Annotated in this window: 23 protein-coding genes and 2 pseudogenes; 16 read left to right on the top strand and 9 right to left on the bottom strand. The window is 50.2% G+C overall.

The genetic code is table 11. The features are described from left to right. The 8 genes and pseudogenes from NA624_RS20790 to NA624_RS20755 form a co-directional block, all read left to right on the top strand. Positions 1-903: an aldose-1-epimerase gene (locus NA624_RS20790; protein ID WP_024131638.1), complete on the top strand. Its 903-nt coding sequence runs from the start codon at positions 1-3 to the stop codon at positions 901-903. Between the two features lie 88 nt (positions 904-991). After that, complete coding sequence (locus NA624_RS20785; protein ID WP_000345334.1) at positions 992-1,867, top strand: sulfite exporter TauE/SafE family protein; 876 nt, start codon at positions 992-994, stop codon at positions 1,865-1,867. A 123-nt stretch (positions 1,868-1,990) separates the two neighbouring features. Then, complete coding sequence (locus tag NA624_RS20780; RefSeq protein ID WP_000107275.1) at positions 1,991-4,027, top strand: alpha-glucosidase; 2,037 nt, start codon at positions 1,991-1,993, stop codon at positions 4,025-4,027. Positions 4,028-4,072: 45 nt separating this feature from the next. Next, on the top strand, positions 4,073-5,455 hold the full coding sequence (locus NA624_RS20775) for an MFS transporter (protein WP_439040290.1): 1,383 nt from the start codon (positions 4,073-4,075) through the stop codon (positions 5,453-5,455). Between the two features lie 45 nt (positions 5,456-5,500). Beyond that, positions 5,501-6,919, top strand: a complete 1,419-nt coding sequence (locus NA624_RS20770; protein WP_001112783.1) for an MFS transporter — start codon at positions 5,501-5,503, stop codon at positions 6,917-6,919. Between the two features lie 67 nt (positions 6,920-6,986). Next, on the top strand, positions 6,987-7,679 hold the full coding sequence (gene ompL / locus NA624_RS20765; protein ID WP_000838821.1) for a porin OmpL: 693 nt from the start codon (positions 6,987-6,989) through the stop codon (positions 7,677-7,679). A gap of 156 nt (positions 7,680-7,835) precedes the next feature. Beyond that, positions 7,836-7,943: pseudogene (locus tag NA624_RS20760) on the top strand (STM4015 family protein); the annotation flags it as partial. Then, positions 7,944-8,015 (top strand): annotated as a pseudogene (locus NA624_RS20755) (hypothetical protein); the annotation flags it as partial. A gap of 54 nt (positions 8,016-8,069) precedes the next feature. Here the strand turns inward: NA624_RS20755 and typA are convergent. Next, positions 8,070-9,893: a ribosome-dependent GTPase TypA gene (gene typA, locus NA624_RS20750; RefSeq protein WP_000572060.1), complete on the bottom strand. Its 1,824-nt coding sequence runs from the start codon at positions 9,891-9,893 to the stop codon at positions 8,070-8,072. A 375-nt stretch (positions 9,894-10,268) separates the two neighbouring features. Here typA and glnA point away from each other — a divergent pair, with 375 nt between their 5' ends. From glnA to NA624_RS20730, 4 genes are all read left to right on the top strand, one after another. Beyond that, entirely contained in the window at positions 10,269-11,678 is a 1,410-nt protein-coding gene (glnA, locus tag NA624_RS20745) for a glutamate--ammonia ligase (protein ID WP_001271699.1), read from the top strand. A gap of 274 nt (positions 11,679-11,952) precedes the next feature. Beyond that, positions 11,953-13,002: a nitrogen regulation protein NR(II) gene (gene glnL / locus NA624_RS20740; protein WP_000146194.1), complete on the top strand. Its 1,050-nt coding sequence runs from the start codon at positions 11,953-11,955 to the stop codon at positions 13,000-13,002. Positions 13,003-13,010: 8 nt separating this feature from the next. Then, positions 13,011-14,420 carry a nitrogen regulation protein NR(I) gene (glnG, locus tag NA624_RS20735; RefSeq protein ID WP_001188781.1) on the top strand — a complete coding sequence of 470 codons (1,410 nt, stop codon included), beginning with the start codon at positions 13,011-13,013 and terminating at the stop codon, positions 14,418-14,420. Positions 14,421-14,532: 112 nt separating this feature from the next. Beyond that, on the top strand, positions 14,533-14,643 hold the full coding sequence (locus tag NA624_RS20730; protein ID WP_001578131.1) for a YshB family small membrane protein: 111 nt from the start codon (positions 14,533-14,535) through the stop codon (positions 14,641-14,643). A gap of 89 nt (positions 14,644-14,732) precedes the next feature. Here the strand turns inward: NA624_RS20730 and hemN are convergent, their stop codons facing one another. From hemN to NA624_RS20715, 3 genes are all read right to left on the bottom strand, one after another. Continuing rightward, positions 14,733-16,106 carry an oxygen-independent coproporphyrinogen III oxidase gene (gene hemN / locus NA624_RS20725; RefSeq protein WP_000003523.1) on the bottom strand — a complete coding sequence of 458 codons (1,374 nt, stop codon included), beginning with the start codon at positions 16,104-16,106 and terminating at the stop codon, positions 14,733-14,735. 188 nt (positions 16,107-16,294) lie between these two features. After that, positions 16,295-16,810 (bottom strand): Der GTPase-activating protein YihI, encoded by a 516-nt coding sequence (yihI, locus tag NA624_RS20720; protein ID WP_000743297.1) that lies wholly within the window; start codon positions 16,808-16,810, stop codon positions 16,295-16,297. 118 nt (positions 16,811-16,928) lie between these two features. Continuing rightward, the gene (locus NA624_RS20715; protein ID WP_001541209.1) at positions 16,929-17,153 is read right to left on the bottom strand and encodes a hypothetical protein; all 225 of its coding nucleotides are present in this window, start codon (positions 17,151-17,153) and stop codon (positions 16,929-16,931) included. 239 nt (positions 17,154-17,392) lie between these two features. On the opposite strand from NA624_RS20715, the gene yihA reads away from it, so the two are divergent. Next, positions 17,393-18,025: a ribosome biogenesis GTP-binding protein YihA/YsxC gene (gene yihA / locus NA624_RS20710; protein WP_000183327.1), complete on the top strand. Its 633-nt coding sequence runs from the start codon at positions 17,393-17,395 to the stop codon at positions 18,023-18,025. A gap of 119 nt (positions 18,026-18,144) precedes the next feature. Here yihA and NA624_RS20705 read toward each other — a convergent pair whose 3' ends face one another. Both NA624_RS20705 and polA read right to left on the bottom strand, forming a co-directional pair. Next, positions 18,145-18,192, bottom strand: coding sequence for a spot 42 RNA, inhibition of DNA synthesis (locus NA624_RS20705; RefSeq protein WP_071892919.1), 48 nt, complete (start codon positions 18,190-18,192; stop codon positions 18,145-18,147). 166 nt (positions 18,193-18,358) lie between these two features. Then, positions 18,359-21,145, bottom strand: a complete 2,787-nt coding sequence (polA, locus tag NA624_RS20700; RefSeq protein WP_000249961.1) for a DNA polymerase I — start codon at positions 21,143-21,145, stop codon at positions 18,359-18,361. Between the two features lie 387 nt (positions 21,146-21,532). On the opposite strand from polA, the gene NA624_RS20695 reads away from it, so the two are divergent. Next, positions 21,533-22,441, top strand: coding sequence for an acyltransferase (locus NA624_RS20695; protein WP_000196900.1), 909 nt, complete (start codon positions 21,533-21,535; stop codon positions 22,439-22,441). Positions 22,442-22,453: 12 nt separating this feature from the next. Here NA624_RS20695 and dsbA read toward each other — a convergent pair whose 3' ends face one another. The 3 genes from dsbA to NA624_RS20680 form a co-directional block, all read right to left on the bottom strand. Beyond that, positions 22,454-23,077: a thiol:disulfide interchange protein DsbA gene (gene dsbA, locus NA624_RS20690; protein WP_000725364.1), complete on the bottom strand. Its 624-nt coding sequence runs from the start codon at positions 23,075-23,077 to the stop codon at positions 22,454-22,456. Positions 23,078-23,093: 16 nt separating this feature from the next. Further along, on the bottom strand, positions 23,094-24,080 hold the full coding sequence (locus NA624_RS20685) for a serine/threonine protein kinase (protein ID WP_000999260.1): 987 nt from the start codon (positions 24,078-24,080) through the stop codon (positions 23,094-23,096). A gap of 76 nt (positions 24,081-24,156) precedes the next feature. Continuing rightward, on the bottom strand, positions 24,157-24,426 hold the full coding sequence (locus NA624_RS20680; protein ID WP_000649858.1) for a YihD family protein: 270 nt from the start codon (positions 24,424-24,426) through the stop codon (positions 24,157-24,159). 69 nt (positions 24,427-24,495) lie between these two features. Here NA624_RS20680 and mobA point away from each other — a divergent pair, with 69 nt between their 5' ends. Together mobA and mobB are read left to right on the top strand one after the other, a co-directional pair. Further along, positions 24,496-25,080: a molybdenum cofactor guanylyltransferase MobA gene (mobA, locus tag NA624_RS20675; protein WP_001046880.1), complete on the top strand. Its 585-nt coding sequence runs from the start codon at positions 24,496-24,498 to the stop codon at positions 25,078-25,080. Continuing rightward, positions 25,077-25,592, top strand: coding sequence for a molybdopterin-guanine dinucleotide biosynthesis protein MobB (gene mobB / locus NA624_RS20670; RefSeq protein WP_023892294.1), 516 nt, complete (start codon positions 25,077-25,079; stop codon positions 25,590-25,592). Before mobA ends, mobB begins: the two co-directional genes overlap by 4 nt. The last annotated feature ends 349 nt before the right edge of the window (positions 25,593-25,941 follow it).

Below are 25,941 nucleotides of genomic sequence, written 5' to 3'. Positions count from 1 at the left end.
ATTAAGGTGATATGTATGCATAGTGGTGGGAATACGATATTACTCGCTGCAGGTGATTACCGGGCGCAAATAGTTTCAGTGGGTGCCGGTCTTGCCGAATTAACCTGGCAGGGCAAGCATCTGGTTATACCTCATAAACCAGAAGAGATGCCTCTTGCTCATCTGGGTAAGGTATTAATCCCTTGGCCAAATCGTATTGCCAATGGTATCTATCAGCATGATGGGCATGAGTATCAGTTGCCGATTAATGAACATGGCTCTAACGCCGCTATTCACGGCTTGCTTGCATGGAGAGACTGGCAAGTTGATGAATTAACAGCCACAAAAGCCTCGTTCTCCATATTTTTACCGCCAAGCTATGGCTACCCATTCGCATTGATTTCGCAGGTTATTTACTCACTGGACGCAACAACAGGGCTGTCCGTTGAAATAATTAGCCAAAATATCGGCGATAAACCAGCACCTTATGGCGTCGGTGTTCACCCCTACTTAACCTGTGACTTAGCACCTGTTGATGATTATACGCTGCAACTTCCTGCAAAAGAGGTTTTTGCTTTCGATACACAGTCTAACTCATCAACGTTACTACGCGTCGATGAGCTGAATCTGGACTATTCCATCCAACAAAAAATTGGTGATAAACGGATTGATCATACTTTCAAAACTTACAGCGAGCGATGGGAGGCGAAAATTATTAACCATCAACAGGAACTGGCTGTTAGTTTATGTTCCGATCAACCGTGGCTTCAGGTCTATAGTGGCGAAAAGTTGAATCGCCGGGGATTAGCTATCGAACCGATGAGTTGTCCGCCGAATGCCTTTAATTCTGGGATCGACTTACTATTACTTAAACCAAAACAACAGCATATATTGTTTTTTAATATTTGTGGTGAATGCATATAGTTCATGTATTTATTTGTGCAGGATACCTATTACCCTGACTTAAAACAGTCAAAGTAATATTTTAGAATTTGATAATGAAGGAATTATAATGGATTTCTTTAATTTATTTACACCTGATGGCGTGATGTTGGAACCTGGTGTTATATACACCGTTATCGCCTTAATGTTTCTTTATACATTCGTAGGAATATGTGCTGGCTTTGGTGGTGGATTGACTACCATGCCGCTCATAACCCTAATGCTACCTGTAAAAATGGCAACACCACTTTCTGTTATTGTCGGAACAGCGACCGCCATTTATGCCACATGGTTATCTCGTAAAGAAACGGACTGGCGATCGGCTGCCGTTCTTATCGGCTTCTCTTTTCTTGGCATTCCGGTAGGTTTATATGCACTTTCCTATCTACCTGATCACATAATGAAAATAGGATTGGGTGGTTTTCTTATTCTCTACTCATTCTACAGTATGTTTATTCCCCGTCTACCCATCTATGACAGACGTTGGATTGCTGCACCGTTAGGGGCGATAGCTGGGGCGCTAGGAGCGGCCTTTTCCACAAATGGACCGCCAGTTGTGATGTATGGAATGCTACGTAACCTTGGCCCAGCCGCTTTTCGCGGTACGCTGAATGCATTCTTTACGGCAAACAACATTGCAGTTGTCGGCGGCCTGGCAACCAGTGGAATATTAACAATTTCAACATTTAAACTGGTTATTTTCTGTATCCCTACCATGATACTCGGTTCCTTAGTCGGGCAATATGTTCATAAGCGTATTTCGGTAAAAGTATTCCGCGTTTTAGTATTTTTATTATTAATTGCTTCGGGTGCAATGTTAATAAAAGGTGCATTAGGTGTTTCAGCGGCTACTGCGCTTCTACCACCATTTGTACTGTTGGCAATATTACAAATACTTTTAGGCAAAAAAATTGCTGAGATTCGTAAAGTGGATGCCAGCAAATAATAAGTGCTTGCTTTGTTCAGGCGCTACTTCAAGAGTAGCGCATAACTATTTAAGGCTAATGAATAATAACGAATCATAAACAATCAGTATGCTCGCGTTCCTCAATTTCATGGAGAATATTTTATGAGCACGCAAAGTAAGCATTTATCCTCTGTCCTGATAGAAAAGAACATTGAGGGCTTTACGCTGACGTACCACCAGCGCCTGATTTTACGTCACAGCGCCGAAAATCCCTGTCTGTGGATTGGCGCGGGCGTTGCCGACATTGACATGTTTCGCGGCAACTTTAGCATCAAAGACAAACTTAACGAGAAGATTGCATTAACGGAGGCCACGGTCAGCGAGCTACCCGACGGCTGGCTGGTACAATTCAGCTGTGGCGCAACAATTAGCGCCACCCTTCGCATCTCCACCGATGAGGCGGGACGCCTGACGTTGGATCTGCAAAACGACGACCTGCACCATAACCGTATCTGGTTACGCCTCGCAGCTAATCCAGATGACCATATCTACGGCTGCGGCGAACAGTTCTCTTATTTCGATTTGCGCGGCAAGCCGTTCCCGCTGTGGACCAGCGAACAGGGCGTTGGCCGTAATAAAACCAGCTATGTCACCTGGCAGGCAGACTGTAAAGAGAACGCCGGCGGCGACTATTACTGGACCTTCTTCCCGCAACCGACCTTTGTCAGCACGCAGAAGTATTACTGCCACGTCGATAATAGCTGCTATATGAATTTCGACTTCAGCGCGCCGGAGTATCACGAACTGGCGCTGTGGGAAGATAAAACTACGCTGCGTTTTGAGTGTGCCGACACCTACATCGCCCTGCTGGAAAAACTGACTGCGCTGTTAGGCCGCCAGCCGGAGCTGCCGGACTGGGTTTATGACGGCGTCACGCTAGGCATTCAGGGCGGTACGGAAGTTTGCCAGCAAAAACTGGATACCATGCGCAACGCAGGCGTAAAAGTGAACGGTATTTGGGCGCAGGACTGGTCCGGTATCCGCATGACCTCTTTCGGCAAGCGCGTGATGTGGAACTGGAAGTGGAATAGCGACAACTATCCACAGCTGGATAGCCGGATCAAACAGTGGAAAGAAGAAGGCGTCCAGTTCCTCTCTTATATCAACCCATACGTCGCCAGTGATAAAGACCTCTGCGCCGAGGCAGCGAAACACGGCTATCTGGCGAAAGACGCCACGGGCGGCGACTATCTGGTCGAGTTTGGCGAATTCTATGGCGGCGTGGTCGATCTGACCAATCCTGAAGCTTACGACTGGTTCAAAGACGTCATCAAAAAGAACATGATCGCGCTCGGCTGCAGCGGCTGGATGGCGGATTTCGGCGAATATCTGCCGACCGACACGTATCTGCACAACGGCGTCAGCGCCGAGATCATGCATAACGCCTGGCCTGCGCTGTGGGCGAAATGTAACTACGAAGCGCTACAGGAGACCGGCAAACTCGGCGAGATCCTGTTCTTTATGCGTGCGGGTTACACCGGCAGTCAGAAATATTCCACCATGATGTGGGCAGGTGACCAGAACGTTGACTGGAGCCTTGATGATGGTCTGGCCTCTGTAGTGCCTGCGGCATTGTCGCTGGCGATGACCGGCCATGGTCTGCATCACAGCGATATCGGCGGCTACACCACCCTGTTTGACATGAAACGCAGCAAAGAGTTGCTGCTGCGCTGGTGCGATTTCAGCGCCTTTACGCCGATGATGCGCACCCATGAAGGCAACCGCCCCGGCGATAACTGGCAGTTCGACGGCGACGCGGAAACTATTGCCCACTTTGCCCGCATGACCACCGTCTTTACCACGCTGAAACCGTATCTCAAGCAGGCGGTGGCGCAAAACGCGGCTACCGGTCTGCCGGTCATGCGTCCGCTATTCCTGCACTACGAGAACGATGCCGCAACCTACACCCTGAAATATCAATATCTGCTCGGTCAGGATCTGCTGGTCGCGCCGGTTCACGAGCAGGGGCGTTGCGACTGGACGCTGTACCTGCCGGAAGATCACTGGGTGAATATCTGGACCGGCGAAGCTCACCACGGCGGTGAAATTACCGTGGATGCGCCCATTGGCAAACCGCCGGTCTTCTATCGCGCGAAGAGCGAGTGGGCTTCACTTTTTGCTTCTTTACGGAATATCTAATACGACTCGCCCGCAGGGAAACCTGCGGGCAGATGGAGAAAAATAATGAGTCAGACCTCTGCTGATCCGGCAACGCTACGCCTGCCGCTTAAAGAAAAAATAGCTTATGGCATAGGCGATCTGGGTTCCAATATTCTGCTGGATATTGGCACACTCTATTTGTTGAAATTCTACACAGATGTCCTCGGTCTTCCGGGAACCTATGGTGGGATTATTTTCTTAATCGCTAAATTCTTTACCGCATTTGCCGATATGGGCACTGGTATTGTGCTCGACTCGCGGCGAAAAATAGGACCGAAAGGTAAATTTCTCCCGTTCGTTCTGTATGGCTCATTCCCAGTAGCACTGCTGGCTACAGCCAACTTTATAGGAACACCGTTAGAAATTACGGGCAAAACGGTCGTCGCAACGCTGCTGTTTATGCTGTATGGATTATGCTACAGCCTAATGAACTGCTCTTATGGCGCGATGGTGCCAGCTATAACCAAAAATCCAAATGAACGTGCCTCGCTGGCAGCCTGGCGCCAGGGCGGATCCACCTTAGGCCTTCTCATTGGCACCGTTGCTTTTGTACCAGTAATGAATTTGATTGAAGGCAATCAACAATTGCAATATGGCGTAACCGCTGCTCTTTTCTCGTTATGCGGGCTGCTATTTATGTGGCTTTGCTATGCGGGTGTCAAAGAGCGTTATGTCGAGGTCAAACAGGCTGATTCCGCACAAAAAGCAGGAATTTTGCAATCCTTTCGCGCCATCGCCGGTAACCGCCCGTTGTTTATTCTGTGCGTCGCCAACCTTTGCACCCTTGCGGCATTTAATGTCAAACTGGCGATTCAGGTCTACTACACCCAGTACGTGCTGAACGATCCGATTCTGTTGTCCTATATGGGATTCTTCAGTATGGGTTGTATCTTCATCGGCGTATTTTTAATGCCTACCGCTGTACGCCGTTTTGGTAAGAAAAAAGTCTATATCGGCGGACTGCTAATTTGGGCCGTGGGTGATTTGCTTAACTACAGCTTCGGCGACAGTTCGGTGAGCTTCGTGGCCTTCTCCTGTCTGGCATTCTTTGGTTCAGCATTCGTCAACAGCCTGAACTGGGCGCTAGTCTCGGACACAGTGGAATATGGTGAATGGCGTACAGGTGTTCGTTCCGAAGGGACGGTCTATACCGGGCTCACCTTCTTTCGCAAAATGTCCCAAGCGTTGGCTGGATTTTTTCCCGGATGGATGCTTACTCAAATTGGCTACATACCCAACGTGGTGCAATCAACCAGCACTGTTGAAGGATTACGTCAGTTGATCTTCATATATCCTTGTGCCCTCGCAGTGTTGGCCATGATTACAATGGGCTGTTTTTACAACCTCAACGAGAAAATGTACATACGTATCGTTGAGGAAATAGAAGCACGTAAACGTACTGCTTAACAATAATAATGACTGATGCCCTTCGGGGCGTTGTAAGGAGTGGTTATGCCTGACCATGATCCGCTAACGCTAAAACTAAGCTTGAGAGAAAAACTCGCTTACGGTGCGGGTGATATTGGCTCTAATCTAATGCTAAGCATTGGCACATTATATTTGCTCAAGTTTTACACAGATGAGCTAGGAATGCCTGCATATTATGGCGGGGTTATTTTCCTCATAGCAAAATTCTTTACTGCATTTACAGATATGCTAACCGGATTTCTTCTCGATTCTCAAAAAAACATTGGAATCAGAGGGAAATTTAGACCTTTCATTCTGTATGCAGCAGTACCATCAGCAATTATTGCGACAGTTCAGTTTATTGCTACAACATTTAGTCTGCCGATAAAGACCGCTATTGCTACCGGTCTATTTATGTTATTCGGACTGTTTTACAGTCTAATGAACTGTTCATATGGCGCTATGATCCCAGCAATAACAAAAAATCCAAATGAACGCGCACAACTGGCAGCTTTTCGGCAGGGAGGGGCAACAATAGGATTATTAATCTGTACGGTTGCTTTTATTCCACTTCAATCTTTATTCTCTACAACTACCATTGGTTATGGTTATGCAGCCTTAACTTTCTCTATCTTTGGTTTCATTTTTATTATGCTATGTTATAAAGGAACCAAAGAACATTACATTGAGCCCCCATCGCCGGGACATAAGGCAAGCATCATCAAATCATTTTGTGCAATTTTTCACAACCCACCACTATTAGTTCTATGCATTGCAAATTTGTGTACACTAGCAGCATTTAATATCAAGCTCGCTATTCAAGTTTATTATACCCAATATGTACTAAATGACATTAACCTATTATCCTGGATGGGTTTTTTTAGTATGGGCTGTGTAATTATTGGTGTTTTGTTAGTTCCCTGGACCGTAAAATGCTTTGGCAAGAAACGCGTGTATTTAGCAGGTATGCTTTTATGGGCCGCGGGCGATGTTTTAAATTATTTTTGGGGTTATAACTCCTTTTATTTTGTCATTTTCTCTTGTATCGCCTTCTTCGGTACCGCTTTCGTCAACAGCCTGAACTGGGCACTGGTTCCGGATACGGTTGACTACGGTGAATGGAAAACGGGTATTCGCGCTGAAGGCTCGGTGTACACGGGTTATACCTTTTCCCGCAAAATTTCCGCTGCGCTTGCTGGCTTTTTGCCAGGTATTATGCTGACGCAAATCGGTTATATCCCCAACATAGCTCAAAGTGACACCACGTTGCTTGGTTTGCGTCAGCTCATTTTTTTATGGCCTTGCGGTCTTGCCATTATCGCAGCACTAACGATGGGCTTTTTTTATAAGCTCAATGAACAACGTTTCGCTTTTATTATCGAGGAAATTGCCCAACGAAAGAAAACAGGTAATAAAATTGTCGCGACTAATAATAAACAAAGTATTTCTACTGTAAATAATTAAACGACGCTTGCCGCTTTATCCATCCCGATGGATGGCGGCTTCCCTATATTTGAAAAATGGATTTATTATGAAATCTCTGAATACTCTAGTGATATTAACTTCAATAATATCCACCTCTGTTTTTGCTGGCGCTTATGTAGAAAACCGTGAGGCCTATAACCTGGCGTCTGACCAAATGGAGTTTATGCTGCGCGTCGGCTATAACTCCGATATGGGTGCCGGAATTATGTTGACCAATACCTATACGCTACAGCGTGATGATGAATTAAAGCACGGTTATAATGAGATTGAGGGCTGGTATCCGTTATTTAAACCTACAGATAAATTAACCATCCAGCCTGGTGGGTTAATAAACGACAAAAGCATTGGTTCCGGCGGCGCCGTCTATCTGGATGTTAACTATAAATTTACCCCGTGGTTTAATCTTACGGTACGTAACCGATATAATCACAATAATTATAGTTCAACCGATTTGAATGGCGAACTGGATAATAATGACAGCTATGAAATCGGTAACTATTGGAATTTTATCATTACCGATAAATTTTCTTATACCTTTGAACCACACTATTTTTATAACGTTAATGATTTTAATAGTAGTAATGGTACGAAGCATCATTGGGAAATCACTAATACCTTCCGTTATCGTATCAATGAACACTGGTTGCCCTATTTTGAATTACGCTGGTTAGATCGTAACGTGGGCCCCTACCATAGAGAGCAAAACCAGATTCGTATCGGGGCGAAGTATTTCTTCTGATATTATCGCCTCTATTTTCCGAATCTGCATCACAGCGGGTAGTTGTTCTGCCCGCTCATTCATCCTGAATCAGACTCCCGATATCCCGCCCCTAAGCGCCATGATAATATTCGTAAAGCGTTTTACCATATTCATGCTTATAGAGAAGGGAAACAAATGAATAAGCGATTTAATATTGATTGGGACAATGAATTAACCCAGGAACAGCTCATTAATTTGATGTTAACCGATGAAGATCTGCCAAAGCTTCGCTCGCTGACCATTGTCATTGGTCGGCATAATACGCCAGCGATTGCTGATTTTTTGGCAACCTTATCCCTTTATCAATGTGAATAAAAAAACCCCGCCGAGTTTTCATTTCGGCAGGGTTTTTATCCGTAAGAGCGTTAATTACTCTTCTTTCTGACCACGGTTCGCACGGCGGCGATCGTTTTCCGTCAGGTGACGTTTACGGATACGGATAGAGGTAGGGGTGACTTCTACCAGTTCGTCGTCATCAATGAACTCCAGCGCTTGCTCAAGGCTCATTTTAATTGGCGGAACCAGAATCACCGCTTCATCCGTACCGGACGCACGCATGTTGGTCAGTTTCTTACCGGTCAGGCAGTTTACCGTCAGGTCGTTGGAGCGACTGTGAATACCAATAATCTGGCCTTCGTAAACTTCCGCGCCGTGACCCAGGAACAGCTTACCGCGATCCTGCAAACCGAACAGCGCAAACGCCACCGCTTTACCCTGACCGTTGGAGATCAGTACGCCGTTCTGACGCTGGCCCACTTCACCCGGACGAATATCGTCGTAATGGCTGAAGGTGGAGTACAGCAGACCCGTACCGGAAGTCATGGTCATAAATTCTGAACGGAAACCAATCAGCCCACGGCTTGGGATCACGTAGTCGAGACGTACGCGGCCTTTACCGTCCGGATTCATGTTTTTCAGGTCGCCTTTACGCTCGCCCAGCGCCTGCATGACAGACCCCTGGTGCTGCTCTTCGACGTCCAGCGTCACGTTTTCGTACGGCTCTTGTTTACGACCGTCGATTTCACGGAAGATAACTTTCGGACGGGAAACCGCCAGTTCGAAACCTTCACGACGCATATTTTCAATCAGCACGGACAGGTGCAGTTCGCCACGACCGGATACACGGAACGCATCCGCATCTTCGGTTTCTTCAACGCGCAGCGCCACGTTATGCACCAGCTCTTTGTTCAGACGGTCAAGAATCTGACGAGAAGTCACAAACTTACCTTCTTTACCGCAGAACGGCGAGGTGTTAACGCAGAAGAACATAGACACGGTCGGCTCATCAACGGACAGCGCCGGCAGCGCTTCAACGTTCTGCGGGTCGCAGATGGTGTCGGAAATGTTCAGCTCGCCCAGACCGGTGATCGCAATGATATCGCCCGCTTCGGCGATATCGCTGTCGATACGCTCCAGACCCAGATGCGTCAGCACTTTACCTACTTTCGCGTTACGGGTTTTCCCTTCACTATCGATGATAGTGACCTGCTGGTTCGGCTTCACTTTGCCGCGTTTGATACGGCCGATGCCGATAACGCCAACGTAGTTGTTGTAGTCCAGCTGGGAGATCTGCATCTGCAACGGACCATCGAGGTCAACGTCCGGCGCCGGAACATGATCAATGATCGCCTGATACAGCGGGGTCATGTCTTCCGCCATATCTTCGTGGTCCAGACCCGCGATACCGTTCAGCGCCGAAGCGTAGATGATCGGGAAGTCCAGCTGTTCGTCGGTCGCGTCGAGGTTAACAAACAGGTCGAATACCTGGTCAACAACCCAGTCAGGGCGCGCGCCAGGACGGTCAACCTTGTTGATAACCACAATAGGTTTCAGGCCATGAGCAAAGGCTTTTTTGGTCACGAAGCGCGTTTGCGGCATCGGGCCGTCAAATGCGTCAACCACCAGCAGCACAGAGTCAACCATGGACATGACGCGCTCTACTTCACCACCGAAGTCAGCGTGCCCGGGAGTATCAACGATGTTGATACGGTAATCATTCCATTTAATAGCGGTGTTTTTAGCGAGGATAGTAATACCACGCTCTTTCTCCAAATCGTTGGAGTCCATCACTCGCTCTTGAGTTTCGGCACGCGCGTCGAACGTACCGGATTGCTGGAGCAGCTTATCAACCAGGGTAGTTTTACCATGGTCAACGTGCGCGATGATGGCGATGTTACGCAAATTTTCGATCACAACTTTGCCTCAGGCATTAGAAATAGCGCGTTATTGTACACGGATTAATCGCACTACAAAACAGGATCACAAACATCCTCCGCAAACAAGTATTGCAGAGTCTCTTTGTGATCGCTTTCACGGAGCGTTAAAAGGGTGGCTTGCGTTCTATTGCACCAATGTGGTGCTTAATGTTCACATTGAAGCACTATTTTGGTGCAACATAGTCACCGTGGTGCAGCCCTTTTGCACGATGGTGCGCATGATAACGCCTTTTGGGGGCAATGTGAAAGTTGGCACAGATTTCGCTTTATATTTTTACGGCGACACGGCCAGCAGAATTGAAGATCTCGTTACCACGACGACCGACCATGACCAATCCGGGAGAGTACAAGTATGTCCGCTGAACACGTTTTGACGATGCTGAACGAGCACGAAGTGAAGTTTGTCGATCTGCGCTTCACCGATACCAAAGGCAAAGAACAGCACGTCACGATTCCTGCTCATCAGGTAAATGCCGAATTCTTTGAAGAAGGCAAAATGTTTGACGGCTCCTCTATCGGCGGCTGGAAAGGCATTAACGAATCCGACATGGTGCTGATGCCCGATGCGTCCACTGCGGTTATCGACCCGTTCTTCGCCGACTCCACCCTGATTATCCGTTGCGACATCCTGGAGCCCGGCACTCTGCAAGGTTATGACCGTGACCCACGTTCCATCGCAAAACGTGCGGAAGACTACCTGCGCGCGACCGGTATCGCCGATACCGTCCTGTTTGGGCCGGAACCTGAATTCTTCCTGTTCGACGACATCCGCTTCGGCGCATCTATCTCCGGCTCACATGTGGCGATTGACGATATTGAAGGCGCCTGGAACTCCTCTACCAAGTACGAAGGCGGCAACAAAGGCCATCGTCCGGGCGTGAAAGGCGGTTATTTCCCGGTTCCGCCAGTTGACTCCGCGCAGGATATCCGTTCTGAAATGTGTCTGGTCATGGAGCAGATGGGCCTGGTCGTTGAAGCGCACCACCACGAAGTAGCGACCGCAGGTCAGAACGAAGTGGCGACCCGCTTTAACACCATGACCAAAAAAGCCGACGAAATTCAGATTTACAAATATGTCGTGCATAACGTGGCTCACCGCTTCGGTAAGACCGCGACCTTTATGCCAAAACCGATGTTCGGCGATAACGGTTCCGGTATGCACTGCCACATGTCGCTGGCGAAGAACGGTACCAACCTGTTCTCTGGCGACAAATATGCCGGTCTGTCTGAGCAGGCGCTGTACTACATCGGCGGCGTCATCAAACACGCCAAAGCCATCAACGCCCTGGCGAACCCGACCACCAACTCCTACAAGCGTCTGGTCCCGGGTTACGAAGCGCCGGTGATGCTGGCCTACTCCGCCCGTAACCGTTCCGCCTCCATCCGTATTCCGGTGGTGGCGTCTCCGAAAGCGCGCCGTATCGAAGTTCGCTTCCCGGACCCGGCGGCTAACCCATATCTGTGCTTTGCCGCCCTGCTGATGGCCGGTCTGGACGGGATTAAGAATAAGATTCACCCGGGCGAAGCCATGGACAAAAACCTGTATGACCTGCCGCCGGAAGAAGCGAAAGAGATCCCACAGGTAGCGGGTTCTCTGGAAGAAGCGCTGAACGCGCTGGACCTGGACCGCGAGTTCCTGAAAGCAGGCGGCGTGTTCACGGATGAAGCGATCGATGCGTATATTGCGCTGCGTCGCGAAGAAGATGACCGCGTGCGTATGACCCCGCACCCGGTAGAGTTTGAGCTGTACTACAGCGTTTAATCGTATATTAAAAATCCGACGAATTTCGCGTTGCTGCAAGGCGGCAACTGAGCACATCCCCAGGAGCATAGATAGCGATGAGACTGGGGTAAGCGAAGGCAGCCAACGCAGCAGCAGCGTGAAAGGCGTCAGGAGTTTTTGAGTTGCCGTGGAAACTTTCAGCCCATCCCAGGATGGGCTTTTTTCTCCACCAACAATCTGATCTCACGCGCTTTTTAGTGGTAAAAAGCTATAATGCACTAAAATGGTGCAACCTTTTCCAGGAGACTGCTGAATGGCAAGCGGCATACAGCCCGATGCTGGGCAGATCCTCAATTCGTTAATCAACAGCGTGCTGGTGGTCGACGACGCGCTGGCAATCCATTACGCCAACCCTGCCGCGCAGCAGTTGCTCGCGCAAAGCTCACGCAAACTGTTCGGGACGCCGTTACCTGAACTGTTGAGCTATTTTTCGTTAAACATTGACCTGATGCGCGAAAGTTTAGCGGCAGGGCAAGGCTTTACCGATAACGAAGTGACGCTGGTGATTGATAGTCGCTCGCATATTCTCTCTTTGACCGCCCAACGTCTGCCCGACGATTTTATACTGCTCGAAATGGCGCCGATGGATAACCAGCGTCGTCTGAGTCAGGAGCAGTTGCAGCACGCGCAGCAAATCGCCGCCCGCGATCTGGTGCGCGGTCTGGCGCACGAAATCAAAAATCCGCTCGGCGGCCTGCGCGGCGCGGCGCAGCTACTCAGCAAGGCGCTGCCCGACCCGGCGCTAACGGAATATACCAAAGTCATCATTGAACAGGCCGACAGGCTACGCAACCTTGTCGATCGTTTGCTGGGGCCGCAGCACCCGGGAATGCACATTACCGAGAGCATACATAAAGTCGCGGAGCGCGTGGTGGCGCTGGTGTCGATGGAACTGCCGGATAATGTCCGGCTTATCCGCGATTACGACCCCAGTCTGCCAGAACTGCCGCATGACCCGGAACAAATTGAGCAAGTACTGCTGAATATTGTCCGCAATGCCTTGCAGGCGCTGGGGCCGGAAGGCGGCGAAATTACGCTGCGTACCCGTACCGCCTTCCAGTTAACGCTGCATGGCGAACGCTATCGCCTGGCGGCGCGTATAGACGTTGAAGACAATGGGCCGGGCATTCCTCCCCATTTACAGGATACGCTGTTCTACCCGATGGTCAGCGGTCGCGAAGGCGGCACCGGGCTTGGGTTATCTATCGCCCGCAATCTTATCGATCAACACGCCGGCAAAATTGAATTTACCAGTTGGCCGGGGCATACCGAGTTTTCGGTTTACCTGCCGATTCGGAAATAGAGGTGTTTATGCAACGAGGAATAGTCTGGGTCGTCGATGATGATAGTTCCATCCGTTGGGTGCTTGAACGTGCTCTCGCCGGGGCAGGGTTGACCTGTACCACCTTTGAGAATGGTAATGAAGTACTGGCTGCGCTGGCCAGTAAAACGCCGGACGTCTTGCTGTCGGATATCCGAATGCCGGGAATGGACGGGCTGGCGCTATTAAAGCAGATTAAACAGCGTCACCCGATGCTTCCGGTCATCATTATGACCGCGCATTCCGATTTAGATGCCGCCGTGAGCGCCTATCAGCAGGGGGCGTTTGATTATCTGCCTAAACCGTTTGATATTGATGAAGCCGTCGCTCTGGTCGAGCGCGCGATTAGCCACTATCAGGAGCAGCAGCAACCGCGTAATATCGAGGTTAACGGCCCGACAACAGACATGATAGGCGAAGCGCCCGCCATGCAGGATGTGTTTCGCATTATTGGTCGGCTGTCGCGTTCTTCGATTAGCGTGTTGATTAACGGCGAATCAGGAACTGGTAAAGAACTGGTCGCCCATGCGCTTCACCGCCATAGCCCACGCGCCAAAGCGCCGTTTATCGCGCTCAATATGGCGGCCATCCCGAAAGATTTGATTGAATCCGAACTGTTTGGCCATGAGAAAGGCGCTTTTACCGGGGCGAATACCATCCGGCAGGGCCGTTTCGAGCAGGCTGACGGCGGCACGCTGTTTCTGGACGAAATTGGCGATATGCCGCTGGATGTCCAGACTCGTCTGTTACGCGTGCTGGCTGACGGACAGTTCTACCGCGTGGGCGGGTACGCGCCGGTAAAAGTGGATGTGCGCATTATCGCCGCCACCCACCAGAACCTCGAACGACGCGTTCAGGAAGGGAAATTCCGCGAAGACCTGTTCCACCGCCTGAACGTGATTCGTATCCATCTTCCGCCGTTGCGCGAGCGCCGTGAGGATATTCCGCGCCTGGCGCACCATTTTTTGCAGGTCGCCGCCCGTGAATTAGGCGTGGAAGCCAAATTATTACATCCGGAAACCGAAACGGCGTTAACGCGCCTGGCATGGCCTGGTAACGTGCGTCAGTTAGAAAATACCTGCCGCTGGCTCACCGTCATGGCCGCCGGACAGGAGGTATTGATCCAGGATTTACCTGGCGACCTGTTTGAAGCCTCGGCGCCGGATAGCCCGTCCCACCTGCCACCGGATAGCTGGGCTACATTACTGGCACAATGGGCGGACCGCGCCTTGCGATCCGGTCATCAAAACCTGCTTTCTGAAGCGCAGCCAGAACTGGAGAGAACGCTACTGACCACGGCGTTACGCCATACGCAGGGTCATAAACAGGAAGCCGCCAGGCTGCTCGGTTGGGGGCGAAACACCCTAACGCGGAAGTTGAAAGAGCTGGGAATGGAGTAAACATTACCCGCGAGTGTAAAGATTAATAATTGAGCGCAAAACGCTGCTATTTTGCGCTTTACTGTTCCGATGAGTTCAGTATGATCATGCCCGGCAAACGGGGGGATTCATTATGTTAGAATCTATTATTAATCTGGTATCGAGTGGAGCGGTCGACAGCCACACGCCACAAACTGCGCTAGCCGCCGTATTGTGTGCCGCGCTGGTGGGACTGTTCAGCTGACAATGTGCCGGATGGCGCTAATGCTTATCCGGCCTACAGGTTGTCGCAACGTGTAGGCCCGGTAAGCGCAGCGCCACCGGGCAACCCGGCTAAATGACGCGCGAGAACTGCTGCATCCGCGCTTTCTGGCGCAGATACGCGTCAAAGCACATGCAGATATTGCGGATCAGCAAACGACCTTTCGCCGTCACCTGAATTCCCTTCTCGCTAATATCCACCAGCCCATCTTTTGCCAGCGGCGACAGTAACTGCAAATCTTCGGCAAAATACTCAGCGAAATGCAAACCCCACTGTTGTTCGACAGCGTTAAAATCCAGGCGGAAGTTACAAATCAGCGCTTTGATAACATCGCGACGAATGCAATCATCACGGGTCAGCGTAATACCACGCCATAGCGCATTGCCCCGCTCATCCACTTGCTGGTAATAACGCTTCAGCTCTTTCTGGTTCTGCATGTAGCCATCGCCAATCATGCTGATAGCAGAAACCCCCATCCCCAGCAGATCGGTATCGCCCTGGGTCGTATAGCCCTGAAAATTACGGTGCAGCACGCCTTCGCGCTGCGCGACGGCCAGTTCGTCGTCCGGACGGGCAAAATGGTCCATCCCGATAAACTGATAACCGGCCTGAGTAAGCGATACGATCGTCTCCTGCAAAATATCCAGTTTCTGCTGCGCGCTGGGTAAATCGGCATCTTTAATTTTACGCTGGGCGGCAAAAAGCGTTGGCAGATGCGCATAGTTAAAGACGCTCAAACGATCGGGGTTCAGTTCCGTCACACGCTTCAGCGTGAAAGCGAAGCTTTCCGGCGTCTGTTTCGGTAGACCGTAGATCAAATCGATATTGGTCGAGGTAAAGCCGATATCGCGGGCGTGATTAAGCAACGCAAAGATGAATTCTTCATCCTGCTCGCGGTTAACCAAGCGCTGCACCTCTTTATTAAAGTCCTGCACCCCCATACTCAGGCGGTTAAAACCTTCCGCACGTAAATGATCGAGCACATCCAGCCCAATTTCACGGGGATCGACTTCGATCGAGATTTCCGCGTCGGTATTAAAGTGGAAATTTTCACGCAACAGCGTCATTAAGCGGCTGATTTGCGCTTTATTCAGGTAAGTAGGCGTACCGCCGCCCCAGTGAAGCTGGCTGACATGACGGTCTGCAAACAGCGGCGCGCGATGACGAATTTCCTGCTCAAGCGCGTCAAGGTACTGGTCAGCTTTATGCTGTTGGCGGGTGACAATCTTGTTGCAGCCGCAGAAATAACACAACTTGTGACAAAACGGGATATGCACATACAGCGAGAGCGGACGTTCAGGATAACGCGCTACAGCCTGCAAGAATGCGGCGTCCTCGAAGTCTTCAGAAAACTCCAGCGCGGTTGGGTACGAGGTATATCGTGGCCCGGAATAGTTATATTTCTGGATCAGGGCCAGATCCCAGTCTATTTGCTGTTCAGACATGCTCACTCCTTCCGATGGCGTCTCTGGCGGGTACGGCGTACCGGCTTCACGCCATAACGGGCGGCAAGCCGGCTGCGCAGCCATTTCTGTCGCCGCGACAATCGCTGTAGTTTAACGAATAACCACACCAGATAACATATAACCGGAAGGGTTATAAGCAGGACGGGCAAGCCCACGGTGTAAACCCGTTAGTTGCCGCCTCTTAGCAGGCGCATCATATCTTCCTGCTTCTCGTCCTCTTCGTCGTCTTCTTCGTCGTCATCGTAAGACAGACCAAGCTTCTGCATCAGTTCATCAATACGATCCAGTTTGGCATCTACCCAGGCTTGATCTTCCGCACTCAGGGTTTCGCCCGCTTCCAAACGTTCTAACAGCGCATCCAGGCGCTCATCCGTTTCCAGTAAATCCAACTCCGCCTGCGGTGAAAGCATAGGTTTCTCACTTTTCGGTTTATGCTGTTGGGTCACTTTTTCAGTCACGCCCAATGGAACAGGTGTTTTACTGCCAATGCGTGGATCTTTTTGTTGATTCTGATTGCCGCCGCCCGAAACGGAATTGCCGCCCGCCGCGCGACTTCCCGGCGCATGACCGCGATGTTTTTTCAGGCGTTTACGGTCGCGCGCCTCCTGGTTTAACTCTTCACGCGTTTTACGACGCTGTTTGCCAAAGGCTTTACTGCGCGGTGCAGAGGTTGGTTTTTTCATGATGTCAGATCTTTAAGCCGTTTTATTCAGTATAGAATTGAGGCGGAATCTAGCAGAAAGCAAGCAAAGAAAAAAGGCGACAGAGTAATCTGCCGCCTTTTTTCTTGACTCACGACCCTTAACGGGTTCCACCATCCCTGTTGGCTATCAACACGCCCTGTTTTTCCCTTAGCCTGGAACATTCCATGTTGTTTCCATTTCCTTTTACTAACGTCTCCGGACGTTTGTCTTCCTGACAATCCTGTGTCTTCGCCTCCTGGCGCTCCTGACCCTCATCCTGAGTCGTTGATCCTGTTAGCGTCCTCGCTATGTGCATTACTTTACTCTTTTGGGGTAAACTCACAAGATACCGACACGGCAAATCCCTTTTTTTCAGACAATTACCTTTCTATAAATTCATGATTTAACTATATTAACTGGCTTTGAGCCTGACAACGACTCTGTCATGTCGCATAAGTGCAATGGACAATGTCTCACAAAGCGTATGGCTTTTACTTACAGCACCGCCGCGCCGAAAAATCCGTCTTTTGCTGGCGTTCAGGTATAATCGCCACAATGCTTTGACTGACGGAGACGACCGCTTTGACTAACCTGAATTATCAACAGACGCATTTTGTGATGAGTGCGCCTGATATTCGCCATTTACCTTCCGATTGCGGAATTGAAGTGGCTTTTGCTGGCCGTTCCAATGCAGGCAAATCCAGCGCCCTGAACACGTTGACCAACCAAAAAAGCCTTGCGCGCACCTCTAAAACGCCGGGCCGTACCCAATTGATTAACCTGTTTGAAGTCGTAGATGGCAAACGGTTGGTCGACCTGCCGGGCTATGGCTACGCGGAAGTCCCGGAAGAGATGAAACGCAAGTGGCAACGCGCGCTGGGGGAATATCTGGAGAAACGTCAAAGCCTACAGGGCTTAGTCGTTTTAATGGATATCCGCCATCCGTTGAAAGACCTCGACCAGCAGATGATCCAGTGGGCTGTAGAGAGCAATATCCAGGTTCTGGTTCTGCTGACCAAAGCGGACAAACTGGCCAGCGGCGCGCGCAAGGCGCAGTTGAATATGGTACGTGAAGCCGTGCTGGCTTTTAATGGCGATGTGCAGGTAGAAGCGTTTTCCTCGCTGAAAAAGCAGGGCGTGGATAAGTTACGTCAGAAGCTGGATAGCTGGTTTAGCGAACTGGCACCGGTCGAAGAGATTCAGGACGGGGAATAATCATCCGCTATGCCGGATGGCGCCGCTGCGCGTCTTATCCGGCCTACGGTGCGAGCGAAACTTTTCTTACGCCCAATAAAAAACGCCCCAGTCATAACTGACTGGGGCGGCTAAAATATTCAGCCAAATCCGATTACGTGAAGTAAAAGGTCTGAAAGATAGAACATCTTACCTCTGTACCCTACGTGAATAACTTTACTCTTTTTTGAGCAACACAGAAAGACCTTTTCGTAATTTTTTTTCATTCTTTACATAGGGAATTCTAATACCCATCACAAAACCCCCGTGCTTATGTTGCTTAATTACGAAAAAAGCGCGTTATTCCTTAAATGCTTAGTGCGCTTGATCCCAATTTTCTCCGCTACCGACTTCCACCAGCAACGGCACATCAATACGCGTGCAGTTTTCCATCAACTGATGGATACGTTTTGATACCGCATCTAAGTCGTCTTTATGCACCTCGAACACTAATTCATCGTGTACCTGCATAATCATCCGCACGCGCGGCTGCTCGGCCTGTAGCCAGGCATCGACGGCAATCATGGCGCGCTTGATGATATCGGCAGCCGTTCCTTGCATGGGAGCATTGATCGCCGCGCGTTCCGCCCCCGCGCGCCGCGCCGCGTTGCTGGATTTAATATCCGGCAGGTAAAGGCGGCGTCCCTCCAGCGTTTCCACATAACCTTGTTCTTTTGCCTGAGCGCGTGTGCGCTCCATATATTCCAGCACGCCAGGGTAGCGTTCGAAGTAGAGATCCATATACTTCTGCGCCTCTTTACGCGGAATATTAAGCTGGCGAGAAAGACCGAAGGCGCTCATCCCGTAAATCAGGCCAAAGTTAATGGCTTTCGCACTTCGGCGCTGTTCCCCGGTCACGCTATCCAGCGGCAAGCCAAAGACTTCCGCCGCCGTTGCGCGGTGAATATCCTTCCCTTCGGCGAACGCCGTAAGCAGTCCTTTATCACGGGAAAGATGCGCCATAATACGCAGCTCAATCTGTGAATAGTCCGCAGATACGATGAGATAATCCTCAGGCGCAATAAATGCCTGACGAATGCGGCGGCCTTCCTCATTGCGCACCGGAATATTTTGCAGGTTCGGATCGGTGGACGATAAACGTCCCGTCGCCGTTACCGCCTGATGATAGGAGGTGTGGACGCGCCCGGTTTTCGGGTTAATCATCAGCGGCAGCTTATCGGTATAGGTGGATTTTAGCTTCGCCAGACCACGATACTCCAGAATCACTTTCGGCAGCGGATAGTCCAGCGCTAGCTCCTCCAGCACCTCTTCCGACGTTGACGGCGCGCCGCCAGGCGTTTTCTTCAGCGGCTTAATACCCTGCTTTTCAAACAGGATGGTCTGCAACTGCTTCGTTGAGGACAGGTTGAACGCCTCGCCCGCAATGTCATGCGCTTTCTTTTCCAGTTCCGCCAGACGTAGTGTGATTTCTTCCGAATGTTTGTGCAGGACGGCAGGATCGATTTTTACGCCATTGCGCTCAACGCGTGACAGCACCGGCACCAGCGGCATTTCGATGTTTTCGAAAACATTCAGCGGGCCTTTGTGCTGCTGGAGCTCTGGCCACATTTTGAGATGCAACTGTAACGTGACATCCGCATCTTCTGCCGCATAGCGCCCCGCTTCCTCCAGTGCGATCTGGTTAAAGGTGAGCTGGTTTTTACCTTTACCGGCAATGTCTTCAAAGGTGATAGTTTTGTGCTTCAGCCAACGATCGGACAAGCTGTCCATATCATGGCGTCCGGCGACGCTGTTCAGAATGTAAGACTCAAGCATGGTATCGAAGGCGATACCGCGCAGCTCAATACCGTAATTTTGCAAGACGCCGCGATCGTACTTGAGGTTTTGCCCCACTTTGCGCACTTTTTCATCTTCCAGCAGCGGCTTCAGCAGTTCCAGAGCACGCTGGCGGGAAATTTGATCCGGAGCGTCCAGATAATCATGCGCGACAGGTACATACGCGGCAACGCCAGGTTCGATGGCAAACGAGAGGCCCACCAGGTTGGCGGCGATATTATCCAGGCTGTCGGTCTCCGTGTCGAAAGCAAAAACTGGCGCTTTTTTCAGCTTTTCAATCCAGCTTTCCAGCGTAACGTCGTCCAGAATAGTGACATAATTTTCATAAGAGAGCGCCGCTGCCGGTTCGCTGGGCGATTCATCAATAACGACCGTTTCCTGCGGTTTGGCCGCCGGTTTCGCGCCCTTTGCCTGTAGCCATTTGCCGGACTCAACGTCCGCCGTCCAGCGCTTAAACTCATATTTTTTAAACAGGCCCAGCAGTTCATCCGCAATCGGCTGCTGTACTTCAAGCTGTTCGCAGGTCAGCTCCAGTTCAACATCCGTTTTAATGGTGGCGAGTTTATAAGACAGGTACGCTACGTCTTTATTCTGCGCTAATTTAGCGGCCATCGTTTTGGCGCCGCGGAAAGTGAGACCGGCAATTTTTTCCGGCTCGGCGTACAGCGTATCCAGGCCGCCCAATCCCTGAAGCAAAGCTTGCGCCGTCTTCTCACCCACGCCAGGTACGCCTGGAATATTATCCGAGGAGTCCCCCATCAGCGCCAGAAAGTCGATAATCAGCTCAGGCGGCACGCCGTACTTATTAACGACTTCATCCGGGCCGAGGATGGTGTTAGTCATGGTGTTGATCAGCGTAATATTCGGCGTCACCAACTGTGCCATATCTTTATCGCCGGTGCTGATTAATACCGGACGCCCCACCTTCTCCGCCTCTCGCGCCAGTGTACCGATAACGTCATCCGCTTCTACGCCAGAGACCGCCAGCAGAGGTAACCCCATGGCTTTAACCATGGCATGTAACGGCTCTATTTGCGCACGCAGATCATCCGGCATCGGAGGGCGATGCGATTTGTAATGTTCAAAGAGCTCATCACGGAAGGTTTTTCCTTTGGCGTCAAACACCACCGCAGCATGCGTCGGCTGATACTGCATGATCAGGCTGCGCAACATGTTGAGGACACCATACATTGCGCCCGTAGGTTCTCCCGCGCTGTTGGTTAACGGCGGAAACGCATGATAGGCGCGATAGAGATAGGATGAGCCATCTACGAGAATAAGTGGGTTTTCTGGGATCTGAACCATAATGTCCGTGCCTGTTTAACAGATTATGGTTAAAGGATGCCACATACAGGAGGAAAACTTGAGTTTTTCGCCGCATTTGCGGAAAAGTTTTGTCGATCTTCAGGATCGCTCGCAAAAAAACCTGTGGATAACTTTGTGTGTAAATTCTTACCATTACTTTAAAATCAGCGCGATAGCCTTCTCCTCTTAATAATTACCCATTATTTTCAATGAGTTGTTAACATCACGTTTTTCTGATTATCTGATTCATGCCGTTATCATAATGTGGATAGTTGTTACGAGTGTTTCTATTTCACTCAGCGCCATCATTAGCATCGTTTTCTGATAGAATCAGCCTCTTGCGCCCTTTTCGCGCACCGTTTATGGCTAACTTTTGAATAATTTATTATGACGAGAATACTCGCGGCTATCACGCTCCCATTGAGTATCGTATTGACCATCCTGGTCACTATTGTTTGCTCAGTACCGATCATCGTTGCCGGTATGGTAAAGCTCCTTTTGCCTGTTCCCGGTATCTGGCGCAAGGTCTCCATTTTCTGCAATTTCATGATGTATTGCTGGTGTGCTGGTCTTGCAGCGCTGTTACGCCTTAATCCGCACTTGCAATGGGATGTAGAAGGGTTAGAAGGGCTGAGCAAGAAAAATTGGTATTTACTGATTTGTAATCATCGCAGCTGGGCCGATATCGTTGTGCTTTGCGTTCTGTTCCGCAAGCATATCCCAATGAATAAGTACTTTCTTAAACAGCAATTGGCCTGGGTGCCGTTCATCGGCCTGGCGTGCTGGGCATTAGATATGCCGTTTATGAAGCGCTACTCCCGTAGCTACCTGCTCCGACACCCCGATCGACGCGGCAAAGATGTTGAAACAACTCGTCGCTCTTGCGAAAAGTTTCGTCGGTATCCCACCACTATCGTTAACTTTGTTGAAGGCTCGCGATTTACGCATGAGAAACGTCAGCAAACGCATTCACCTTATCAACATCTGTTGCCGCCAAAAGCAGCCGGTATTGCAATGGCGATTAATGTTTTAGGCTCACAGTTCGATAAGCTGCTTAATATTACGTTGTGTTACCCAAACAACGATCGTCACCCCTTCTACGATATGCTAAGCGGTAGGCTGACGCGTATTATTGTTCGGGTGCAACTGGAACCCATAAATGAAGAACTGCACGGCGATTACGTGAACGACAAAACATTCAAACGCCGTTTTCAACGTTGGCTTAATACGCTGTGGGATAAGAAAGATATACAGATAGAAGAGATTAAAACATCTTATAAAAACGCCGGTCAGTGACCGGCGTTCTTTTTATTTTTTATCAACCAAATATTTAACGGTATCAGCATACTGCTGAACAAAAACATCCATGCTGCTGGTATCCATGCCTTGTGGGTTAATCTGGTATTTGCCATTGACGAACATCGCCGGAACGCCCTGCAGTTGCAGGTCAGCCGCGGCTTTCTCCTGTTGCGCAACCAGTGATTTCACCACGAAGCTGTTCCATGCCGCATCGTAATCTTCGCCTTTGACGCCCGCATCAACGAACACTTTACGGATATCCGCGGCAGATTGTACTGTCTGGGTTTTCTGTACGGCTTCAAACAGCGGGACCGTGACTTTATCTTCTACACCCAACGCCATCGCCACCGCCCATGCCTGGGTGAGCTCCTTGCCCAACGGCCCCAGGAACTCAACGTGGTACTTGGTCATTTTGGTGCCTTCCGGCAGCTTTTTCTTCACATTGTCAGACACATGAAGCACTTCTTCAAACTGATAACAATGTGGGCAGTAGAAGGAGAAAAACTCCAGTACCTGGGGTTCGCCAGCGACCGGTTTATCCAGCGTGATATACTGTTTACCGTCGCTGATCTGTGCTGCCGAGGCGCTAAAAGCTAAAACCATACCAGCCAGCGCCAGCCAAATCTTTTTCATGATCAACTCTCTCCGATTAATACATTGGCGTTAATTGTAAAGGGGGTTCGTGCAAAATTTTAGTCTGCTCAATAAAAGTCGTTGTCTGTCGCTGCCAGTAATCTTCCCCTGTTAACCAGGGAAAGTTTTTTGGAAACGCAGGATCGCCCCAACGACGAATCAACCAGGCAAGATAATAAACTAAACGCATGGCGCGTAAAGGTTCAATGAGACCAATTTCAGCCGTATCGAACTCACTAACTTCTTCATAAGCTTCAATAATGGTTTCAAGCTGCATTCGCTGTTCGGCTTTGTCGCCGTTCAGCAGCATCCATAAATCCTGTATCGCCGGGCCGTTACGGGCATCATCTAAATCGACAAACAGCGGTCCATCACGCCATAGAATGTTGCCGGCATGACAATCGCCGTGCAATCGCAGCGTGGCGAAATCGGGGCGCCAGCATTCGGTAACTGCAGACAGTAGAGTATCAGTGGCTTTCAGGAAAGCCGCTTTTTGCCCGGAGGGAATCAGTGCGGCATCTTCGAATACCTGGCGAGGTTCAAAAAGATACTCTGCAAGCCCAATGTCAGGCCGGAAAGTGAAAGGACGTTTTCGCCCCGTCTGATGCAATCGACCAAGATAACGCCCTACCGCCTCCATCTGATCAATATTGTCTGCTTCAAACTGACGACCGCCTACGCTGGGGAAAATGGCATAATGATAGCCCTGATGCGCTAACAGCGTCTGGCCATTAAACGCGAGCGGAGCAGCAACCGGAACCTCATCCTTCACCAGTTCAAGCGCGAATTGGTGTTCTTCCCGAATTTGATCAACAGACCAGCGTTCAGGACGATAAAACTTAACGACAAAACGTCGACGGTCTTCATCCTGAAACTGATAGACGCGGTTTTCATAACTGTTTAGTGGAGTCAGCCCGGAATCCACCCTGATCCCCTGTTCAAACAGCGCATCCATGATGGTTTCCGGGTGTAGCGTCTGGAAAGTAAAAGCGTTGTCGTTCATCCCATCATCCGGAAAATACTACGAATGATTCAGGATATCATTTCGTGACGATTTCGGTGGCGCCGCTTACAAGGTTTTACTCTTTAATAACGCCGCGGGCGCGTAAAAGCGCCGTTTTAAAGTCCTCTTCATAGTCTTTTTGAATCCCTGGAATGGCGGCGTCTTTGGCGGAATCGCGCATTTTCAGATGGTAGATCAGGATATCATCAGTTAAATCTTCCAGTTTGCCGTCAAAACCTGACTCTTTCGCCAGTTTCTGCAAAAATTGCGTCAGATTAAGATCAGGCTCTTTCTGCCAGGCTGGCTGGAGGAGTTCAATGACTTCATTCAGGCGTTTACATTTCATAGCTGTGCTCCTTATTCTTGATACAGACACGGTAGCAGGGTCAATCCCACAATAAAAGAGGCGATATCGGTGAATCTGGATGAAGTAATAACCGGCGTGGTGCTGGCAGGCGGTAAAGCCCGGCGGATGGGAGGTGCGGATAAAGGTCTGCTTGAACTGGACGGGAAACCGCTCTGGCGACACGTTGCCGACGCGCTCGCGCCACAACTTGCTACGGTCGTCATTAGTGCTAATCGCCATCTGGATATCTACCAGGCCAGCGGCCTGAAAGTCATTCCGGATTCAATCGCTGACTTTCCCGGTCCGCTGGCGGGTATGCTTTCCGTTTTTCAGCAGGTAGCAGGCGACTGGTTTCTGTTTTGTCCCTGTGACAATCCCTGTATCCCCCACAACCTGGTCGATCGTTTAGCAGCGCAGCGTCATGGCGCACCCGTGGTTTGGGTTTATGATGGAGAACGCGATCATCCAACGATCGCGTTGATTAATCGTGCCGTTGAGCCCCAGTTGACAGCTTATTTGCAAGCAGGCGAACGGCGAGTAATGATTTTTATGCGCCAGGTAGGAGGACACGCCGTTGATTTCAGCGATTGTAAGGAGGCATTTGTGAACGTCAACACGCCGGAGGAACTCGCGCAATGGCAAAAGAGACCATGATACCGCTACTCGCCATTGCCGCGTGGAGCGGCACGGGAAAAACAACACTGCTGAAAAAACTGATCCCAGCACTTTGTGCGCACGGTATTCGGCCAGGGCTGATTAAGCATACCCATCATGATATGGATGTCGATAAGCCGGGTAAAGATAGCTACGAGCTGCGTAAAGCCGGGGCGGCACAGACGCTGGTTGCCAGTCAGCAGCGCTGGGCGTTAATGACGGAAACGCCGGAGCAAGAAGAGTTGGATCTGGCATGGCTGGTGAGCCGGATGGATGCATCAAAACTGGATCTGGTGCTGGTAGAAGGGTTTAAACACGAAGCAGTTGCGAAGATCTTACTTTTTCGTCAGGGATGTGGGAACAGCGAGGAAGAATTAATTCTTGATGAGCATGTTATTGCGGTTGCCAGTGATATTCCACTTGCCGTAGCGGTACCCGTTTTGGATCTTAATGATGTATCGCAGATTTCTGCCTTCATTTTGCGGTGGTTAGAGAAAGCACGCACCTTGTAGGCCGGATAAGGCGAAGCTGCCATCCGGCGGTGCAGATTGCCTGATGGCGCTGTGCTTATCAGGCCTGCATTTTTACAGTTACCACACACGCAAAGAAGCCCGTCCTGACGGACGGGCTTCTTCACTTGTCTGATGCCTGGCAGTTTATGGCGGGCGTCCTGCCCGCCACCCTCCGGGCCGTTGCTGCGCAACGTTCAAATCCGCTCCCGGCGGATTTGTCCTCCTCAGGAGAGTGCTCAACGACGGCTATTTTAAAGGATAGAGGATAATCACGTTGGGTGCGTTTGAACTCAGTCATCATCACGTTCTCCGGATTTAAGTCTGGAACGTGTCAACGCTATTCAGGACG

Source organism: Salmonella sp. NW38, from assembly GCF_051807745.1.
GTDB lineage: Bacteria > Pseudomonadota > Gammaproteobacteria > Enterobacterales > Enterobacteriaceae > Salmonella > Salmonella enterica.
Note: the sequence above shows the minus strand (reverse complement) of the source record. Positions and strands in the feature narration are given on the sequence as shown.

Coding starts and splice junctions, on each gene's coding strand:
- glnA (WP_001271699.1), top strand. CDS start 10,269: ATGTCCGCTGAACACGTTTTGACGATGCTGAACGAGCACGAAGTGAAG.
- dsbA (WP_000725364.1), bottom strand. CDS start 23,077: ATGAAAAAGATTTGGCTGGCGCTGGCTGGTATGGTTTTAGCTTTTAGC.
- NA624_RS20785 (WP_000345334.1), top strand. CDS start 992: ATGGATTTCTTTAATTTATTTACACCTGATGGCGTGATGTTGGAACCT.
- NA624_RS20780 (WP_000107275.1), top strand. CDS start 1,991: ATGAGCACGCAAAGTAAGCATTTATCCTCTGTCCTGATAGAAAAGAAC.
- glnL (WP_000146194.1), top strand. CDS start 11,953: ATGGCAAGCGGCATACAGCCCGATGCTGGGCAGATCCTCAATTCGTTA.
- hemN (WP_000003523.1), bottom strand. CDS start 16,106: ATGTCTGAACAGCAAATAGACTGGGATCTGGCCCTGATCCAGAAATAT.
- yihI (WP_000743297.1), bottom strand. CDS start 16,810: ATGAAAAAACCAACCTCTGCACCGCGCAGTAAAGCCTTTGGCAAACAG.
- NA624_RS20695 (WP_000196900.1), top strand. CDS start 21,533: ATGACGAGAATACTCGCGGCTATCACGCTCCCATTGAGTATCGTATTG.
- polA (WP_000249961.1), bottom strand. CDS start 21,145: ATGGTTCAGATCCCAGAAAACCCACTTATTCTCGTAGATGGCTCATCC.
- NA624_RS20730 (WP_001578131.1), top strand. CDS start 14,533: ATGTTAGAATCTATTATTAATCTGGTATCGAGTGGAGCGGTCGACAGC.
- NA624_RS20775 (WP_439040290.1), top strand. CDS start 4,073: ATGAGTCAGACCTCTGCTGATCCGGCAACGCTACGCCTGCCGCTTAAA.
- ompL (WP_000838821.1), top strand. CDS start 6,987: ATGAAATCTCTGAATACTCTAGTGATATTAACTTCAATAATATCCACC.
- NA624_RS20770 (WP_001112783.1), top strand. CDS start 5,501: ATGCCTGACCATGATCCGCTAACGCTAAAACTAAGCTTGAGAGAAAAA.
- mobB (WP_023892294.1), top strand. CDS start 25,077: ATGATACCGCTACTCGCCATTGCCGCGTGGAGCGGCACGGGAAAAACA.
- glnG (WP_001188781.1), top strand. CDS start 13,011: ATGCAACGAGGAATAGTCTGGGTCGTCGATGATGATAGTTCCATCCGT.
- NA624_RS20685 (WP_000999260.1), bottom strand. CDS start 24,080: ATGAACGACAACGCTTTTACTTTCCAGACGCTACACCCGGAAACCATC.
- NA624_RS20680 (WP_000649858.1), bottom strand. CDS start 24,426: ATGAAATGTAAACGCCTGAATGAAGTCATTGAACTCCTCCAGCCAGCC.